The following is a 19,123-nucleotide window of genomic DNA, read 5'->3' on the forward strand; positions in this document are numbered from 1 at the left end:
TGTGGCAAAAACAATTCAAGCAATTAGAGGTATGAACGACTGCCTCCCAACTCAATCTCCGCTATGGCAAAAAGTGGAAAGCACAGTGAAACGTGTTGTAAGTGCATACGGATACAATGAAGTTCGCATGCCAATTGTTGAGATGACACATCTATTTAGCCGTGCGATTGGTGAAGTAACAGACGTAGTAGAAAAAGAAATGTACACGTTTGAAGATCGCAATGGTGACAGTTTGACCCTGCGTCCAGAAGGCACTGCAGGTTGTGTACGCGCAGGTATTGAAAACGGTTTGCTTTATAACCAGGAGCAGCGTTTATGGTACATGGGGCCAATGTTCAGACATGAGCGTCCTCAAAAAGGGCGTTATCGTCAATTTCACCAATGTGGCGTTGAGGTGTTTGGCCTAAATGGGCCAGATGTGGATGCTGAGTTAATCATGATGACAGCTCGATTGTGGCGTGAACTGGGTATTTCTGAGCACGTTCGTCTTGAACTCAACTCGATTGGGTCTTTAGATGATCGCGCAAACTACCGAACAGCATTGATTGAGCATCTCGAAAAACACATCGATGTTCTTGACGAAGACAGTAAGCGTCGCATGCACACTAACCCATTGCGTGTTCTAGATAGCAAGAATAAAGATGTTCAAGCTATTTTAGTTGATGCACCCGAGCTAGCCGATTATCTTGATGAGGACTCTAAAGCGCATTTTGCAGGATTGTGTGAACTTCTTGATGCCGCAGGTATCGAATACACAGTAAATCAGCGCCTAGTACGCGGTTTGGATTACTACAATCGCACCGTATTTGAATGGATTACTGAAAGTCTTGGAGCACAAGGTACAGTATGTGGCGGTGGACGTTACGACGGCTTGGTTGAGCAGCTGGGCGGTAAAGCAACCCCTGCTGTGGGTTTTGCTATGGGTCTTGAGCGTTTGGTTCTGATGATGGAAACGCTGGAGCTAACAGACGTACGACGCAATGTTGATGTGTATGTCGTCACTGCCGGAGAAGGCACAATGATGGCGGGCCTTAAATTAGCGGAACAGCTTCGAGAGTCTGATTCTGACATTCGAGTGATGAATCACTTTGGTGGTGGTAACTTCAAGAAACAATTTAAGCGTGCAGATAAAGTGGGCGCTCTGGTTGCTTTAGTCCTTGGTGAAAATGAAGTGGCTGAAGGCACTGTGGTTGTCAAAGACCTTAAAGGTGGCGAGCAACAGACGGTAGCGCAGAACGAACTTCTGACAAAGCTCGCAGATATTCTGTAATACGCCGATAGAAATAATGATTTTTAGTTAAGAGGACAGGAAGTGGAACTCTACGATTCTGAAGAACAACAAGTTGAAGCAATAAAAGATTGGTGGAAAGAAAACGGCAAAGCCGTGATCTTAGGTGCTGTTGTTGGTTTGGGCGGCCTTTTTGGCTGGCGCTATTACCAAGACTCAGTGATCGAAGCTCGTGAAACTGCTTCTGAACAATACACACAAGCAATTGAAGCAATGGCGACGAAGGGCTTAGAGGCGTCTTCTGAGGTTCAAGCATTTATCAATAGTGATAGTAGTTCAGAGTACACTGTTCTAGCGGCACTGCAATTGGCCAAAGCTCAAGTTGAAGCCGGTGAATTTGGTCAAGCTCTTGAGCAGCTTCAATGGGCTCAAACTAAAACAAAAGATCCAGCTTTAACACCGTTAATCACGTTCCGTATCGCCAGACTTATGACTGAGCAAGGCGATATTGAAGCCGCGAACACCGAACTTAGTAAGATTAGTGATGCAAGTTGGGCGGGGCGCGTTGCTGAAATGCGTGGTGATATCGCATTATCACAAGGCGATAAAGACGCAGCGTATTCAGCGTACAGTGAAGCTCAACAGGCGACAGACGCTAGTCAAACCTTACAACTGAAGTTGGATGATCTTGCCAAGTAGGAATTGAGTTTAATGAATAAGTTGCTCAAAAAGGTACTTCTATCGGCCTCGGTACTTGGTCTTCTAGGCGGTTGTGCTGGTGAAGAAGATACCGTTGTTATGGCACCACTACCAAAAGTAGAAAGTGAGTTTAGCCCAAATACCGTTTGGTCATCGTCTATCGGTGATGGTGTTGGCAGTTACTTTTCCAAGCTGACTCCCGCTTACGCTTATGACCAGTTATTTGTCGCAAGTCGAGATGGGTTAGTGCGAGCATTGGATCCGGAAAACGGTAGCGTTCTTTGGGAAAGCGATGTTAAAGAGTCGCAACCGGCGAGACTCTCCGGTGGTATCGTTGCGGCCTATCAAAAGTTGTTTATTGGTACCGAAAACGGCACAGTGATCGCTCTTGATGCTAAAACAGGTGAGTTATTGTGGCGTGTCCCCGTTAATGGTGAAGTATTGGCTCGCGCTGCTGTAGATGCAAACCTTGTCATGGTGCATACCAGTCAAGGGGTGTTAACAGCGTTAGATCAACGTGACGGCTCAGAGCGATGGGCTATCAGTAGCGATGTTCCAAACTTGACACTGCGCGGTGATAGCGCACCGACGGCTGTTTCTGGTGGCGTATTCTGGGGAACCGCTAATGGCCGATTGTCTGCAGCAATTGTTGAACGCGGCCAACTAATTTGGCAACAACCGATTGGTACGCCAAAAGGCGCAACAGAAATTGATCGTCTTGTTGATGTTGATGCGTCGCCAATAATTTTGGGTGGCAATCTGTTTACCGTTGGGTTCAATGGTCAGTTGGTCTCTATTGATTTGAGATCCGGTAAACCTGTCTGGAAGCGTAATTACTCATCATCTCAGGATATGACAACTGACAATCGCAGTCTGTTCTTGATCACTGACCAGGATCACCTAGTTGCTGTCGATGCTCGCAGTGGAACGAAGTTGTGGGAAAATGTACAGTTAGAAAACCGTTTGTTGACGCCACCTGCCATCATCGATGGTTACTTAGTCGTTGGTGATAGCCTTGGCTATTTGCACTGGATTGATCGAACGACAGGTAACTTTGTTGCTCAACAAAACATCAGTGAAAGTGGTTTGGCAGTCAACCCTATTTCAATTCCTGGTGGCTATATTCTGGTTTCCCGTGATGGCGAAATAAAGAAACTCACGCTCAACTAAAAAAAGCGTGATATAATTCACATCTGGCTCCTGGCTGATTTTCAGTTAGGAGCCGTTTTATTGCTGAGAAGCAAGAGGATCTTGCTCTTTTTGACAAGATGTAGGTTGTAGTTATAGGAAAGATGGTCACTTTTTACCTATAACTACATAGATAGAATAAGTGTAGAGGTTGTTATGATACCTGTTGTTGCTCTAGTTGGGCGCCCTAATGTTGGTAAGTCGACATTATTTAACCGACTAACCCGTACTCGCGATGCGCTTGTCGCTGACTTTCCTGGATTAACCCGAGACCGTAAATACGGACAGGCGAAATTAGGGGAGCATGAATTCATTGTTATCGATACTGGTGGTATCGACGGCACTGAAGAAGGCGTTGAAACAAAAATGGCAGAGCAATCTTTAGCAGCAATTGATGAAGCTGATGTTGTGCTATTTATGGTTGACGGCCGTGCCGGACTAACAGCCTCTGATGAAGCGATTGCCCAACACTTACGTAAGCTTGAAAAGCCAGCGATGTTGGTCGTAAATAAGATTGATGGTGTCGATGCTGATGCTGCTAGTGCTGAGTTCTGGCAACTTGGTATGGAAGAAATGTATCAAATTGCAGCGGCTCATGGTCGTGGCGTAAGTGCATTGATTGATCTGGCTTTAAATCCATTTGCCGAGAAATTGATTGAAGAGAATCAAGGAGAAATCGAAGATCTCACTCAGCTGGTGGACGAAGAAGAAGAAAAGCTTGAGTACAGCGAAGAAGAAGCAGAACAGGAATTCAAACGCCTGCAGGACCAACCGATTAAACTGGCGATTATTGGTCGTCCAAACGTTGGTAAATCAACTCTAACCAACCGTATTCTGGGTGAAGAGCGTGTGGTGGTCTTTGATATGCCAGGAACTACTCGCGATTCTATTTACATCCCAATGGAAAGAGATGAAAGGGAATACGTGTTGATCGATACCGCTGGTGTTCGACGTCGTCGACGCATCAATGAAACCGTCGAAAAGTTTTCTGTTGTTAAGACACTTAAAGCGATTGAAGACGCGAACGTTGTACTATTAGTCATCGACGCGCGCGAAAATATTTCAGATCAAGATCTGAGCTTATTGGGCTTCGCTCTGAACTCCGGACGCTCTATTGTGATCGCTGTGAACAAGTGGGACGGCCTTGACAATGACGTGAAAGAGCACGTTAAAAAGGAGCTGGATAGACGTTTAGGTTTCGTGGACTTCGCTCGTTTACACTTTATTTCAGCACTTCACGGTACAGGTGTAGGTCATCTCTTTGAATCTGTTCAAGAAGCGTATAAATCAGCAACGACTCGTGTTGGAACGTCAGTATTAACGCGTATTATGAAGATGGCGACAGACGATCACCAGCCGCCGCTGGTTCGTGGACGCCGCGTGAAACTGAAATACGCTCACGCAGGTGGTTATAACCCACCAATTGTTGTTATTCACGGTAACCAGGTCAACGAATTGCCGGACTCATATAAACGCTATTTGATGAACTACTTCCGTCGCTCGTTGGAGATCATGGGTACACCAATTCGTATTCAGTTCCAGAGCAGTGCTAATCCGTTTGAAGGTAAAGGCACTAAGCTTACCATTTCACAAGAGCGCAAACGCAAGCGCCTTGTTGGAATGATGAAAGGTCGCTCGAAAAAGTAACCGTATAGAAAGGCCCTCAGCTTCGCTGGGGGCTTTTTTTTTCGGGCTAAAACCCCGTTTACTAAAGATAACCAAGACAAAATCAAGTAGGAGAGTTTTGTGTATACAGCCACCAAGGTTTATTTCTGTCATCAAACTTGGGAAATGGATAGCGAAATCCAACTTATTGATCGTAACAATGACTATTTAGATATAGTCACTAAAGAAACCCCTTTTCATCCCGTTAGTCATATATGGCCAGACCACCCTGCTGATAGCGGTATCCTGAGAATTCATCAAGATGAACTAAAGGTTATAGATTGCCAAGTTGGTGCCATAGAGTTATCTACAGGATCCTTATATGTTGGCCAAAATATACCAGTGAAGCGCAATACTGAGGGGTGGTGTTTTGTTGTGGTTCATCGTCTGCAAGCGTGCGCTGTGTCATTGAAAGTTGGCGAGCGAGTCAGGTTGTGTGTCGACCAACAGCGGCAGCATGGCTTTAGCCTCGGTCACAGTGCTGGGCACATTGCATCTTTGGCACTCAATCAGGTTCTAGCCGAGGGCTATTGGCGTAAAGTGCCAGACAGAGTCGATGGGCTTGGCCATTATGACTTCAATCGCTATGCACAGCAGAGAAGCGTGGTTTCGACCAATAAATGTTGGGATCATTACCGGCTTGGTAAAACACTTAAAAAACGTGGTCTAAATACAAAAGAGGTCATAACAGATCTCAAGCAGATTGAGTCACAGGTTAATGCCCTTGTAGATCGTTGGTTATCAAAAAGTGCCTCAATCCAAATGCGATTAGAAGGTGATGAATTAACGGACTCCAGGTTTTGGGAGTGCACGATAGGTGATGTGTTAGTTTCAATGCCATGTGGAGGAACTCATATTACCGATCTTACTCATTTGCATCCCACACGTATTGAACTGCAACTCATAGATGATAGTAATGTTGAGATGCACACGTATGCAATCCGCAAACCTCAATAAAGATCTTTTTACTAAATATTGAAAAGTGCCATTTCCAAATCATTAGTTAGAATTTTATCCCACATAAAATGCAAATGCAGAACATGTAACTTATGCTTTCGGTGTGTGGTTATATAAATGTTCTTAATTAGGCAGATCGCTGATCATGGTGGACAAAGCACTTGATCAGCGAATGATCCTTATTCATCCCTATTATCCATCAAAATACCGTATCATTTCGCGCAGAACTTATTGTCTATTTTATAGATAAATACGTATGAGGCTACATTTTACCGAACGGTGTGTTAATATTTGCGCAAGCTTGGTGACAAAATACAAATTATGGAATGAAGTGGTAGGGTTATGAGCAAAGAATTGCTGCTAGAAGCGCATAAAAGTATCAATACGCTATTACGGGATCTCGCTCTTGGACTGCCTAAGAATGAGCTCGACAATAAGATCATTTTACTGAGCGAGCGCTTATTTAGTAAACGTATAGCATCGATCATATATTTGGATCCACTCAAAAGAACACTGCATAGCTCTTGTGCGCCCAATTTACCGTCATTTTACACGCAAGCAATCAATGGCATAGAAATCGGCCCTAATGTTGGAGCGTGCGGCGCCGCCGCCTATCATAAAAAAACAATCATTACCGAGAATATTGCCCAGCATGACAACTGGCGCTCATTTGCAGCTCTTACGCAAAAGGCGAATCTAAATGCATGCTGGTCAGTGCCTATCATCTCAGTCGACAATCAAGTGCTAGGCACGCTAGCGATTTACAGTGAAGAAGCCGACGCTCCTTCAGACGTAGAACTCGAACTTTTGGAGTCTCTCGCTTCTGTCTATTCGGTCGCTATTGAAAAGTATCGACTTGAAGAAAAGCTGCACTTTCAAGCGCAATATGATTCTTTGACCCATTGTCTAAATCGACGAGCTCTGCTAGAGAAAGTCAGTGAAAGTAACTGCTTTAAAGGTAATAGGCTTGGTTGTTTCTTTGTGGATATCGACAGGTTCAAACAAGTTAATGATAAGTATGGTCACCAGTTCGGCGATAAAGTGCTGAAAAAAGTCGCGAGCACACTCAAGTCTTTATTGCCTGAAGACGCGATCCTTGGCCGCTATGGGGGAGATGAATTTTTGGCTTTTTACTGCTTTCCCAATGAAGTAAAAGCCCTAGCGTTCTTTAATACTCTCAGACAAGAACTCAACCAGCCACTCGTACTAGAACAGAGCAATATTGACGTGAGCGTCGGCTTTGCAATTAAGACTTGTTGCAGTGATCTAAGCATTGACCACCTTATTCGTCTAGCAGACGTTGATATGTATAAAAAGAAAAAACAGAACCAACTTAAGAGCTGTTTGAATCTGGATCAAGATTCTTCTACTGTGACCTAAGTTATACTTGAAATCTAACTAAACTGCTTAGGGTAGAATTATGATCAATAGTTCCAATTGTTGTCCAACATGCCACTCGGAATTAGAGTGGCGCGGTGAGTACTTTTGCACTCACTGTGATGCTGCTTTTAGTAAACAGGCTCATTGTCCAGATTGTGAAGCACTGTTAGAAAAACTACAGGCGTGTGGTTCCGCAAGCTACTTTTGTCATACATGCAATGAGCTTAAATCCAAGTCGCGAGTAGTTATCTCTTTTCAATCAGCCCAGGATAAAAACGCGAACTAGCGGTTCACATTGTCCAGTTCGCGTGACGCTTTAGAAAACCGACTACCACTAACCACAACACGAACATCAACCCAATGCTGCCACCGCTGGCAGTGCTTGTCTCCACTGTATCAATATTGTCGGTGCACGGTTTTATTTCGTCGCTGTTCCAGTTCAAAATAATGCTTTTTACACACAGGCCAGATTCACTGTAGTCTCCCCATGTCCCATCGGGTACGAACAGTGAAGCACCTTCCGCTTTATTGTTTAGCGCCCAGTTGGCATGACTGATATTGTTCTCTTTTAGCAGGTTCATCCAACGATAGGTTTGTTGTACGTCTACAGCGCCATCACCATTTGCATTGACCGTCCCCCATTCCGTTGCAAATAGAGCAATGCCGTTGTTTAGAGCAATATTGACTTTATCAATCAAATAATCACCATGTGTACCTGCGTAAAAATGGATGCTGTACGCAATATTCTCACGCTCAATGGGGGCGTATGAAGCAACGTCGACATCTTGAGACCAATTTGGTGAACCCACGATGATCAAGTTATCGGGATCAATGGCTCGGATGGTGTCGATCAACGTTATCGCATAAGGCTTAATATCTTTGTTCCAACTGATCTGCAGTGGCTCATTGAATAGCTCGTAAATGATATTGTCGTGGTGACCATATCGTGTCGCAATATCACTAAAAAAAGCACTCGCGCTCGCGATGTCGTGGTGCGCTTCGTGGCTGTGAAAGTCGACGATGACGTACATATCTTCTTCGATTGCAGCCTCGATGACTGTTTCTAGGCGAGACATGTTGCCATTCCAGTCATCTTGCAGACCACCTTGCTGTCCGTGACCAATCGCCGCTCGAATGAGTGTCGCGCCCAGCTCCACTTTTGCTAGATTGACATCTTTGGCTGTATAAAAATCTTCTCCGCCCCACCCAGTATTACTCCAGAACAGACTGACTCCAGCAAAACTCTGGTTTTTACCACCTGCCATGATCTGCCCATTCTCGACGGTGAGAGGTTCAACCGCAACAGCAGGCAGTGACAGGCACAATGCCAATAAGGCAGTGAAAAAATTGTAATTACGCATAGTCGTATTTCGCTTTTTTTGGATCATGAATAGCCAAGCGGCTTTGATAAAATCAGCCGCCATTAATGCTAGACCGAGGGCTATTTGATAGAAGGGATGCCAGGCTCTTTTGCGGTAATCCCCAATATCAATTGACCATCACTGACGGCAACGTTACTTGGTGAAAAGGTGACTAGGTTACTGTCAAAGCCCCAGTCTCCCTTGCCCCAGCGAGATTGGTCAAAAGTGTCAAAGTCATCTCGCCACGCGAGTGTAAATTCGCCGTCCTGGTATGGATAATATTCGATCCAGTCTACGACTTGGTAAAGAGGGAGACTATTAATATCAAATGGGCCTACCCAACCAATAGCTTCCGAAATCCAGACGTTCATGCGGTAACTTTGTGGAGAATCACGCATATCGATGACTTGTTGAGAGTGACTAGAAAGCTCTTCATGAATGGTCACGCCATTGACTTGCCAGGATATTTCGTTCGGTGTCCAGATCAGAGTAAACTCATTGAATTCATCTAGGTTGGTGACAGTATGGGTGTTTTCTGAGTGGATACGCTTTGCTTGACTGCCTGTGATCAAATTAGTCTGTAGCAGATCGCGATGCTTGCCGATAGCCTCGATGTCAATCTCACGCCATGGGATCCCCCCCTGCCAGGATTCATTGTCGTAGGTAAAAAATGACGAAACAACCCCGGGACTGGAGATCATTTTCATGCGGATGATGAACTTGCCGAAGAGTACTTTTTCGTGACTAAATACTTCTGCACCATACAGAGCAACATCTGTTTTATTGAGTTGACTGCCCTGTGACAATGTATCTTGATTAACGACAGAGTGTTCACTCGAACAGGAGGTTGCCAGTATGGCAAGCATGACCGGAGTTAACTTTTTCATAAAGTCCCTTTCCTTGAGAAATGTATAGATTGTTTTTTATACGTTCTAGGAAACGAGGTAGAGATTCAATAGTGATAACAGTGCTTTATGCTGAATATGCAAGCGACACAGAATTATCTTTAACAGTGATGAAACTATTCATGGAATCATACAAGTGTCGATTTTAGTGCCAGGAGTGAGGCGTTGTGAGAGTAAAATCGCGGATTTACCACCGTCGCCTGATCAGCTACTTGGAGACTTTGGTTACAGTGGCTTCGATCGTTCCCGACTCTAATGTGGTGATAATGCTCTCTCCTACGTATACTTGCTCTGCCTGGCTAATGACTTTGCCTTTGTGATCTTGCGTGATCGAATAACCACGCTTAAGTGTGGCCAAAGGGCTAACCATATCGAGTTTCTCTACCATGACGGAAAACTGATGTTGCTTAAACGTCAGCACTTTGTCCATTGCGACTCTCAGCCTTTGCGTAGACTGATTAAGCTGGTGTTGTTGTACATCAAGCTTGTTGACAGGAGAGCGCAAGCTTAAGCGATGAGCCAGAGTACTAAGGTGCTGGTTTTCTTGACTAAGCCTTTTTTGTATAGCCGCAGACAGTTGATACTCGTACTCATCCAGCCTTTGGCTTTGCCTTTGCAGTTGATGTTTTGGGTGTAAACGATTTAGCTGGTTGGTTGTGTGTAGCCAAAGGTGCTTTCGCTGTGCCAGATAATGACGAAACGTACTTTGTAGGCGGTGTGTAAGGTTTCTTAGTGTGTCGCGTTTATGTGAACTGTCGTTGCTGACAAGCTCTGCAGCGGCGCTAGGGGTGGGGGCTCTTACATCGGCAACATAATCGGCGATGGTCACATCAACTTCGTGGCCAACTGCACTGATAATTGGGATCTGACTGGCGGCTATGGTTCTGGCGACAATTTCATGGTTAAAACACCAGAGATCTTCTAGCGAACCACCTCCACGTCCAACGATGAGAACATCGCATTCCTGACGTGTGTTAGCGCGACCAATCGCTTGTGCGATATCGATCGCGGCGTTTTCCCCTTGCACTAATGTTGGATAGATCACAACCGGTAAACTTGGATCTCGGCGTTTTAATACATCGAGGATGTCATACAACGCGGCACCCGTTTTTGATGTAATAACACCCACACATTTAGGATGAGGAGGGAGGGGGAACTTTAGATTTTGAGCAAACAATCCTTCCGCTGCCAAAGACATTTTGAGTTTCTCAAACTCTTGTTGTAAAAGCCCGTCACCTTCAGGCTGCATTGAATCGATAATGAGTTGGTAGTCACCTCTAGGCTCATATAACGATAAACGTGCTTTGACAATGACCTGTTGACCATTGGCGGGCTTAAAAGAAACGCGACGATTATTGCCTTTAAACATGGCACACTTAACCTGTGCGCGTGAGTCTTTTAATGTCAAATACCAATGCCCAGAAACGGGGGCTGAAAAGTTCGAGATCTCACCCACTAACCATACGATGCCCATTTCATTTTCAAGCAAAAGTCGTACTTCGGAATTAAGTCTAGAAACCGTGTATATATTTTGGTTTGGTGAGGAAGCTTGGGAACCAAATAGCGATGATGAAGACAAAACTAATTCCGGGGACGTGAGTATGGAAATTAGCGGCAATATAATACATATCAAGGGGGTGAATGCAAATTAAAAATCAAAAAATGTGTAGCCAAGCGATTGCGCTGGGCGTATAATCCGTCCGCAATATCAAATCAAAATCCCTTTCCTAATTGTTCCAAATTAGGCACAAATGATAACGATGAGATAGTCTTTTAATACACTTGTTGTGAGATATTGCAAATGCTAAGAATTGCCAAAGAAGCGCTGACGTTCGATGATGTTTTACTCGTTCCAGCACACTCCACCGTTCTCCCGAATACCGCTGATCTTCGTACTCAGTTGACCAAAAATATCGCGTTGAATATCCCGATGATCTCAGCATCGATGGATACTGTTACAGAAGCTCGTTTAGCCATCGCTCTCGCCCAAGAGGGTGGTATCGGCTTCATTCATAAAAACATGTCGATTGAGCAGCAAGCTGAACAAGTTCGTCAAGTTAAGATCTTTGAAGCAGGTGTGGTTACTAATCCAGTAACGGTTCGCCCCGATGCAACGATTGCTGACGTAAAGGCCCTGACAGAAAAGCACGGTTTTGCAGGTTTTCCTGTAGTGACAAAGAATAACGAGCTAGTGGGCATTATTACTGGCCGTGACGTACGCTTTGTTACTGATCTTGATAAAAAAGTTGAGTTAGTTATGACGCCAAAAGCGCGCCTTGCTAACGTAAAAGAAGGCGCATCTCGTGAAGACGTTCAAGAAGAAATGCATCGTGCTCGCGTAGAGAAAGTGTTAGTCGTGAACGATGAGTTTCAACTTACAGGAATGATCACAGCAAAAGACTTCCACAAAGCTGAGCGTAAGCCAAATGCATGTAAGGATGAGCAAGGTCGTCTTCGTGTTGGCGCTGCTGTCGGTGCGGGCGCGGGTAACGAAGAGCGTGTTAAGGCTCTTGTTGAAGCGGGTGTTGACGTTCTACTTATCGACTCTTCACATGGTCATTCTGAAGGCGTACTAAACCGTATTCGCGAAACACGTGCGGCTTATCCAAACCTTGATATTATTGGTGGCAACGTTGCAACTGCTTCGGGTGCTCGTGCTCTTATTGAAGCAGGTGTAAGCGCAGTTAAAGTGGGTATCGGCCCTGGTTCAATTTGTACAACTCGCATCGTAACAGGTGTCGGTGTGCCACAAATTACCGCTATTTCTGATGCAGCCGCTGCTGCTGCCGAGTATGGTATTCCTGTCATTGCTGATGGTGGAATTCGTTTCTCTGGTGATATCTGTAAAGCGATCGTTGCTGGCGCATCTTGTGTGATGGTTGGCTCAATGTTTGCGGGTACAGAAGAAGCGCCGGGCGAAGTTATCCTCTATCAAGGTCGTTCTTACAAAGCTTACCGTGGAATGGGTTCGTTGGGCGCAATGTCTCAAGGCTCTTCAGATCGTTATTTCCAAACAGACAATGCAGCTGACAAGCTTGTTCCTGAAGGCATTGAAGGTCGTATCGCTTACAAAGGCCGCCTAAAAGAAATTGTTCACCAACAAATGGGCGGGCTTCGTTCTAGCATGGGTCTAACTGGCTCAGCAACGATTGAAGATATGCGTACTAAAGCGGAATTCGTTCGTATTTCAGGTGCAGGCTTAAATGAATCACACGTGCATGATGTACAAATTACCAAAGAAGCACCAAACTACCGATTGGGTTAATACCTAACCACAGTTAATTTGAAGCTTATGGAAACCCTGTATTGGGTTTCCATCCACTAATTTAATTTTTGAGATTGACCCCTGATGACTAAAAATATCCATGACCAACGCATCCTGATCCTAGATTTTGGTTCACAATATACTCAGCTTGTTGCTCGTCGTATCCGTGAAATCGGTGTTTATTGTGAACTGTGGAGCTGGGACGTTGAAGAATCAGATATTCGCGACTTCAATCCAGACGGCATCATTCTTTCTGGTGGTCCGGAAAGCGTTACAGAGAATAACTCTCCACGTGCGCCTCAATATGTCTTCGATTCTGGAGTTCCAGTATTTGGTATTTGCTACGGCATGCAAACGATGGCTGAACAGTTAGGCGGCAAAGTCGCAGGTTCTACTGAGCGCGAGTTTGGGTACGCTCAGGTTCAGGTTACTGCACCTTCAGCATTGTTTGAGAATATCCAAGATGCTTTGACTGATGATGGCTCACCGCTACTTGATGTTTGGATGAGTCACGGTGACAAAGTGGTAGAGATCCCATCAGACTTTATCAAGCTTGCACAAACGGACACATGTCCTTACGCTGCGATGGCGAACGAAGAGAAAAAATATTACGGCGTTCAATTCCACCCAGAAGTGACGCACACGAAACAAGGCATGAGAATGCTTGAGAACTTTGTTCTGCATGTGTGTGGCTGTGAAGGACTTTGGACATCTGAATCTATCATCGAAGATGCCATTGCTCGAATTAAAGAGCAAGTGGGCGACGATGAAGTGATCCTTGGTCTTTCGGGGGGTGTTGACTCCTCAGTTGTCGCAATGCTTGCGCACCGCGCTATCGGTGACAAACTGACCTGTGTTTTTGTGGATAACGGTTTGTTGCGTCTTAACGAAGCCGATCAAGTGATGGAGATGTTTGGCAATAAATTTGGCTTGAACATTATTCACGTTAACGCAGAAGACCGTTTTCTAAAAGCCCTAGAGGGTGAGTCAGATCCAGAAGCGAAACGTAAGATTATTGGCCATGTTTTTGTCGATATTTTCGACGAAGAATCTAAGAAACTGTCAAATGCTAAATGGTTGGCACAAGGGACAATCTACCCTGACGTGATCGAATCTGCCGCGTCTAAAACAGGTAAAGCACACGTGATCAAGTCTCACCACAATGTAGGTGGTCTTCCTGATGATATGGAGATGGGACTTGTAGAGCCACTTCGTGAGTTGTTTAAAGATGAAGTACGCAAGATCGGTCTAGAGCTAGGTCTGCCATACAACATGCTTTATCGTCACCCGTTCCCAGGTCCTGGTCTAGGTGTTCGTGTTCTTGGCGAAATAAAGAAAGAATACTGTGATTTACTACGTCGCGCAGATGCAATCTTTATCGAAGAGCTCCACGCTGCGGATCTGTACAACAAAGTATCTCAAGCGTTCACAGTGTTCTTACCTGTGCGCTCTGTAGGTGTCATGGGCGATGGTCGTAAGTACGACTGGGTAGTGTCTCTGCGTGCCGTTGAAACGATTGATTTCATGACAGCGCACTGGGCTCATCTGCCCTACGATTTCTTGGGTAAGGTTTCTAACCGCATCATCAACGAAGTGGAAGGTATCTCGCGTGTTGTTTACGATATTTCGGGCAAGCCACCGGCAACAATTGAATGGGAATAATGGCGAAGACCTAATCCCTTTCTAGCGTAATCACCAAGGCCTGCTTTTTTCTAGCAGGCCTTTTTTTTGAGCCAATTTAATGCAGACTGTTAAATCGCCATGTTACATAAAGGGGTAGCGAAAGCTACCCCTTTGTTTTATGAGCCCTGTTGTGGTGCGGGAGAGGGGATCTCGTCAGAGGCTTGTTTAGTGCCTACTGCTTTTTTCTTATACCTCTCTTCCCAGTAATCAGCACCTTTAATCCCCAAAGCCACAGGATCAAAAGTGTACACCTCAACTTTTCTAGCTTGTTGTTCTTCGTAGTCTTTCAGCGCTTTGATAGCGGGCTTAGACATAAAGAAAATGATAATGATGCCAACGATGTTGAGCCACGCCATGACACCTACACCAACATCGCCCATCGCCCACGCCAAATTGGCAGCTTTCACGGTTCCATAAAAAACCGATGCCATTAACACCAATTTTAGTAGAAACATGAGGCCTTTTACTTTGAACGTTCGACGAATGTATGCAATGTTAGTTTCCGCGATGTAGTAGTAAGCCAATATTGTGGTGAACGCAAAGAAGAATAAGGCAAAGGCGATGAATGGTTTACCGATCCCTGGCATGGTGCTTTCAATTGCCATCTGAGTGAAAACCGGACCATTTGCACCAATAGTCGCAGGAAGGTTTTGAACAAGGAAAACGCCTTCGGCACCTCCATGGACATTGTAGGCACCTGTTATGAGGATCATGAACGCAGTGGCAGAACATACGAGCAAAGTATCGATGTAAATTGAGAAAGACTGAACCAGACCTTGCTGAGCAGGGTGATCGACATTCGCCGCGGCAGCCGCATGAGGGCCTGTCCCTTGTCCGGCTTCATTGGAATACACGCCACGTTTAACGCCCCAACCGATAGCTGCACCAATACCCGCCATCGGTGTCATAGCATCACCCAAAATCATACCTATAATTCTTGGGATCTCATTAACGTTCAATAAGATAATGACAAACGCAACAATGATGTAGGCAAGCGCCATAAATGGCACCACGACTTGAGTAAAGTGGGCGATACGCTTTACTCCACCAAAGATGATGAAACCGAGGATAATCGAAATCACCGTGCCTGTAACTATCTTGGCAAAGCTAATAGTACCGATGGCGGTTTCTATCATGTCGCCGGTACCAAACGCGGCCTCTACAGCATTACCAATGCTGTTAGATTGAACGCCAGGCAATAAGACGCCACACGCAAAAATAGTGGCGATCGCGAATATCCAAGCGTACCATTTTTGTCCCATCGCTTTTTCAATGTAATAAGCGGGTCCACCTCTAAATTCGCCTTCATCTTCCTCTTTGTATATCTGTGCTAGGGTTGACTCGGCATAAGCCGTTGCAGCCCCGAAAAAGGCTACAACCCACATCCAGAAAACAGCACCAGGGCCACCAAAGCCTATGGCAGCCGCAACGCCGGCAATATTACCGGTACCGACTCGCCCAGAGAGCGATACCGCGAGAGCCTGAAATGAGGAGATCCCTTTTTCTGAGCTCTTTCCTGATAGGAGTAGGCGCCACATTTCAAAAAAATGACGGACCTGAACGAAACGAGTTAACACCGAGTAAAACAAACCGGCACCGAGACATAAATAAATCAGAACGGGACTCCAGATTATCCCGTTTAAAAAATCAACAAATGTTTGCATAGTACTTCCCTGCTTTGAACTTTCAGGTGGATTATTAGAACAGCCAACGCATCCTAACGGAAATGTATAAAAAATGTTAAACAAAGATTAAATACAAAGCTTGTGGCGTGATCGTGAGCACAAACTTTGGTCTATTTATGTATTTATTAGCATATAGTACTGAGGTGGGTGTGCTTAGTAGTGGTGTAAAGCCCGCTTATTGGTTAAGTGCTAACTGTGTTTTCGGCTTGGGATACCAGTAGTAAGGGTACTTGTGAGATGCAGCGAGGTGTTTTAAACGCGCCTCAATATTCGCCGGAATTATCACCACATAGCGAGGCAAAGTAGAGCAGATTTTATGGCTTTTGGCCTATGATAGTATTTGGCCTATGATAGGCCAAATACTCTGTAAAGCTTACCTCTGACTGAACATATAGAAATGGTTTACCGGGCCGTGGCCTGCACCCACTTCAAGTCTGTCGGCATGTGTAATTGCCTGAGTAATATAGTGCTTTGCCAGTTCAATCGCTTGACTGATCGGGTAGCCTTGAGCCAAATATGACGCAATTGCAGAGCTTAAAGTGCAACCTGTCCCGTGTGTATTGCTGGTAGAAATTCGCTTGGCCTGAAAGCTTTGAATGTCACTTTCAGTGATCAATAGATCGCAGCTGTTTGGCGAGTTTTCCAGGTGTCCGCCTTTGAGCAAGATAGGCGCTATTTTTAACGCCTTAAGCTTGTCGATGAGATTGTCCATTTCCTGCTGATTTGTTGGGGTTGTTTCCCCAATCAGCGCCGCTCCTTCAGGCAAGTTTGGGGTTATTACGCTGGCAAGAGGCAGCAGTTGATCTTTTAACGCAGCCATTGCATCGGGTTCGAGCAGACGATCACCACTTGTCGCTACCATGACAGGGTCAACCACAATAGACTTAGGTTTATATTGACGCAGCTTTTTGGTCACGGAATGAATGATTTCGGCGTCCGCGAGCATGCCAATTTTGACCGCGGCTACACTCAAATCGGTGAACACCGCGTCCAGTTGTTGTTCTACAAAGAGTGGCGCAATGGGAAAAATTGAGCTCACCCCCCGGGTATTTTGTGCTGTGAGTGCCGTGATGACAGAGCAGGCATAAGCCCCTGTGGCAGAGATGGCTTTGATGTCTGCCTGAATACCAGCGCCGCCACTAGAGTCTGAACCGGCAATAGTGAGAACGATAGGGGTGTCGCGATAGGTGGATGTGGCCATTAATGCTCCTATAGGCATGGGAACACAAGCACGGTGCTGGGCATACGTGCGAGGCCATCACTCTTGCTATCGGTTCCCTACGCCAGTGTTAACTGAATCAGGTTCAACGGGTCTCACCTTCAATTGGTGATCTCAGCCAAATAGCTCCCCGACCTTTAAGTTATTAATTGTCATACAATTAAAGACAATGATCTAGCCCTATTGCGTCTAACCGCCTAGCATCTCGCAGTCACAAGGTCAGTTATGCTGTCGCTTAGCGATTAACTCGCAGAAAGTTTGGCATACTTGACATAATTGAATGAAACAATGTGCCACATGTTTTCTAAATTTGTATGGTGACTCGAAAGCTATTTCTTTTTCCAGTCAGACTCTCAATCTCTTTCCAATACTGTTTCTCGATGTTCACAAATTGCGTGAACAGTAAATAAAGACATTTCAGGGAAAGAGATAAAAAATGAAACAATTATCTATAGGGATTTCTTTGGCAGCGATTGCTGTGAGCTTTGCAACAATCGCTGCGCCAAGCAAGCCCTCTATCGACGTCTGGGGTTCGAACAACCTACAATTTTCTAAAATTGAGTTGGCGATGGAAACCACATCCGGCTATGACCAAATGGTTCAGTATAAGGATCTGGCGGACATCCAAATCACGTTTAATCAGTGGAGCGGAACAACAGGAGACGCTTATAACATTTACTTTGATGGGGGTAAACAGCGACACATTCAGTATTGATTAAGGCCGATAATACCTCAGGCTCTATGTGTGACAATTTATGGGAGCCATCCACGGTATACACTGGTGGCGACCAAGTCTGTTGGGCTGGAAAACTGTGGCAAGCGAAATGGTGGTCACAAGGTGACGACCCTACCAAATCTGGTGAGTGGGGTGTTTGGACAGACTTAGGAGAGGTAACCTGTTCAACTAACTAGTAAGCAGTGATCAGGTCAAAACAAAGAGGAAGCCAATTTGGCTTCCTCTTTTTGTGTGTCTAAGCAGACTTTTCGGTTAACGCTAAGCGGTATTGAACCATGTCTTCAATGGTGAGAACTGGCATATTATGCAGTTTGCCAAAGGCAACAATTTCAGGTGTTTTAGCCATAGTACCGTCAGGATTGGTGACTTCGCAAAGTACACCGTATGGGGATAATCCCGCCATTTGCATCAGATCGATAGTACCTTCTGTGTGACCACGGCGAGTCAGAACGCCACCTTTACGAGCTCTCAATGGAAAAACATGCCCCGGTCGTGCGAGATCTTCTGGTCTGGCTTGAGTGGCGCACGCCGTTTTAATTGTGATGACGCGGTCCGCAGCAGACACACCCGTGGTAACCCCGACCTTCGCTTCGATAGAAACGGTAAAGGCGGTCTGATTAGCGCTATTGTTGTTTTCAACCATCGGTGGCAATTCAAGTTGTTGTGCTTGTTCGTCTGTGATGCACAAACAAACGATGCCGCTACCTTCACGGATCATCAATGCCATTTGTTGGCTGGTTAGATGATCAACCGAACAGATGATATCACCTTCATTTTCGCGATCTTCATCATCAAGAAGCAGTACCCCTTGACCATTTTGGAGGGCGAGTAAAGCTCGATCAACGCGCTCTGTTGGGGTGCCGAATTCAGCAAGAAGTGAAGTTTGGTTCTGATTCATGGTAATACTCCTAATCTCAATACCAGAATCAGGGCATAACTAAAGAGGGACGATCATTCATCCACGAGAACAGACTGCACGTGGTGTGCAGTATTGTCGTTACTCTCTCTCATCCGGACTGTAACCGTCGGCTCTGGCATCTCACCAGATCTGCTGACCCTACAAAATAGCTCTATAGGCGCTCGCGGGCTCACTTCGTATTGTGGAGAAGTATACCGCCGGTGGGGAATTTCGCCCCGCCCTGAGAATAATTA

Annotated in this window: 16 protein-coding genes, 1 pseudogene and 2 riboswitches; of the genes and pseudogenes, 11 read left to right on the forward strand and 6 right to left on the reverse strand. The window is 45.4% G+C overall.

The window, feature by feature from the left end:
* Position 1: 1 nt before the first annotated feature.
* The 7 genes from hisS to LNL84_RS16440 all read left to right on the forward strand — a co-directional run bounded on the left by hisS (position 2) and on the right by LNL84_RS16440 (position 7,403).
* Entirely contained in the window at positions 2–1,270 is a 1,269-nt protein-coding gene (gene hisS, locus LNL84_RS16410) for a histidine--tRNA ligase (protein WP_244358699.1), read from the forward strand.
* A gap of 42 nt (positions 1,271–1,312) precedes the next feature.
* Positions 1,313–1,927, forward strand: coding sequence for a YfgM family protein (locus tag LNL84_RS16415; RefSeq protein ID WP_244358701.1), 615 nt, complete (start codon positions 1,313–1,315; stop codon positions 1,925–1,927).
* Positions 1,928–1,939: 12 nt separating this feature from the next.
* Positions 1,940–3,097, forward strand: coding sequence for an outer membrane protein assembly factor BamB (gene bamB / locus LNL84_RS16420; RefSeq protein WP_244358702.1), 1,158 nt, complete (start codon positions 1,940–1,942; stop codon positions 3,095–3,097).
* A 174-nt stretch (positions 3,098–3,271) separates the two neighbouring features.
* Positions 3,272–4,762, forward strand: a complete 1,491-nt coding sequence (gene der, locus LNL84_RS16425; protein ID WP_244358703.1) for a ribosome biogenesis GTPase Der — start codon at positions 3,272–3,274, stop codon at positions 4,760–4,762.
* A 144-nt stretch (positions 4,763–4,906) separates the two neighbouring features.
* Positions 4,907–5,737, forward strand: coding sequence for an alanyl-tRNA editing protein (locus tag LNL84_RS16430; RefSeq protein WP_279611067.1), 831 nt, complete (start codon positions 4,907–4,909; stop codon positions 5,735–5,737).
* 342 nt (positions 5,738–6,079) lie between these two features.
* Complete coding sequence (locus LNL84_RS16435; RefSeq protein ID WP_244358705.1) at positions 6,080–7,117, forward strand: sensor domain-containing diguanylate cyclase; 1,038 nt, start codon at positions 6,080–6,082, stop codon at positions 7,115–7,117.
* Positions 7,118–7,157: 40 nt separating this feature from the next.
* The gene (locus tag LNL84_RS16440; RefSeq protein ID WP_244358706.1) at positions 7,158–7,403 is read left to right on the forward strand and encodes a zinc ribbon domain-containing protein; all 246 of its coding nucleotides are present in this window, start codon (positions 7,158–7,160) and stop codon (positions 7,401–7,403) included.
* A gap of 4 nt (positions 7,404–7,407) precedes the next feature.
* On the opposite strand, the gene LNL84_RS16445 is transcribed toward LNL84_RS16440, so the two are convergent.
* The 3 genes from LNL84_RS16445 to xseA all read right to left on the reverse strand — a co-directional run bounded on the left by LNL84_RS16445 (position 7,408) and on the right by xseA (position 10,962).
* The gene (locus LNL84_RS16445; protein ID WP_244358707.1) at positions 7,408–8,541 is read right to left on the reverse strand and encodes a glycoside hydrolase family 5 protein; all 1,134 of its coding nucleotides are present in this window, start codon (positions 8,539–8,541) and stop codon (positions 7,408–7,410) included.
* Between the two features lie 17 nt (positions 8,542–8,558).
* Entirely contained in the window at positions 8,559–9,365 is an 807-nt protein-coding gene (locus tag LNL84_RS16450; protein ID WP_244358708.1) for a family 16 glycosylhydrolase, read from the reverse strand.
* Positions 9,366–9,591: 226 nt separating this feature from the next.
* Positions 9,592–10,962 (reverse strand): exodeoxyribonuclease VII large subunit, encoded by a 1,371-nt coding sequence (gene xseA, locus LNL84_RS16455; RefSeq protein ID WP_425244326.1) that lies wholly within the window; start codon positions 10,960–10,962, stop codon positions 9,592–9,594.
* A 222-nt stretch (positions 10,963–11,184) separates the two neighbouring features.
* Here xseA and guaB point away from each other — a divergent pair, with 222 nt between their 5' ends.
* Positions 11,185–12,648, forward strand: a complete 1,464-nt coding sequence (guaB, locus tag LNL84_RS16460) for an IMP dehydrogenase (RefSeq protein WP_244358711.1) — start codon at positions 11,185–11,187, stop codon at positions 12,646–12,648.
* A gap of 84 nt (positions 12,649–12,732) precedes the next feature.
* Positions 12,733–14,310 (forward strand): glutamine-hydrolyzing GMP synthase, encoded by a 1,578-nt coding sequence (gene guaA / locus LNL84_RS16465; RefSeq protein WP_244358713.1) that lies wholly within the window; start codon positions 12,733–12,735, stop codon positions 14,308–14,310.
* Positions 14,311–14,447: 137 nt separating this feature from the next.
* Here guaA and LNL84_RS16470 read toward each other — a convergent pair whose 3' ends face one another.
* The gene (locus LNL84_RS16470) at positions 14,448–15,995 is read right to left on the reverse strand and encodes an alanine/glycine:cation symporter family protein (protein ID WP_244358714.1); all 1,548 of its coding nucleotides are present in this window, start codon (positions 15,993–15,995) and stop codon (positions 14,448–14,450) included.
* 394 nt (positions 15,996–16,389) lie between these two features.
* Positions 16,390–17,217 (reverse strand): bifunctional hydroxymethylpyrimidine kinase/phosphomethylpyrimidine kinase, encoded by an 828-nt coding sequence (gene thiD, locus LNL84_RS16475; RefSeq protein WP_244358715.1) that lies wholly within the window; start codon positions 17,215–17,217, stop codon positions 16,390–16,392.
* Between the two features lie 57 nt (positions 17,218–17,274).
* Positions 17,275–17,378: riboswitch (TPP riboswitch) on the reverse strand.
* 293 nt (positions 17,379–17,671) lie between these two features.
* Between thiD and LNL84_RS16480 the strand changes: the two are divergent.
* Both LNL84_RS16480 and LNL84_RS16485 read left to right on the forward strand, forming a co-directional pair.
* A pseudogene (locus tag LNL84_RS16480) lies at positions 17,672–17,923 on the forward strand (chitinase N-terminal domain-containing protein); the annotation flags it as partial.
* 53 nt (positions 17,924–17,976) lie between these two features.
* Entirely contained in the window at positions 17,977–18,147 is a 171-nt protein-coding gene (locus tag LNL84_RS16485; protein ID WP_244358717.1) for a carbohydrate-binding protein, read from the forward strand.
* Between the two features lie 59 nt (positions 18,148–18,206).
* On the opposite strand, the gene ribB is transcribed toward LNL84_RS16485, so the two are convergent.
* Positions 18,207–18,869: a 3,4-dihydroxy-2-butanone-4-phosphate synthase gene (gene ribB, locus LNL84_RS16490; RefSeq protein ID WP_244358718.1), complete on the reverse strand. Its 663-nt coding sequence runs from the start codon at positions 18,867–18,869 to the stop codon at positions 18,207–18,209.
* A 97-nt stretch (positions 18,870–18,966) separates the two neighbouring features.
* Positions 18,967–19,122, reverse strand: a riboswitch (FMN riboswitch).
* Between the last annotated feature and the right edge of the window lies 1 nt (position 19,123).

Source organism: Vibrio gelatinilyticus, assembly GCF_022836845.1.
In the GTDB taxonomy this organism is placed as follows: Bacteria; Pseudomonadota; Gammaproteobacteria; order Enterobacterales; family Vibrionaceae; genus Vibrio; species Vibrio gelatinilyticus.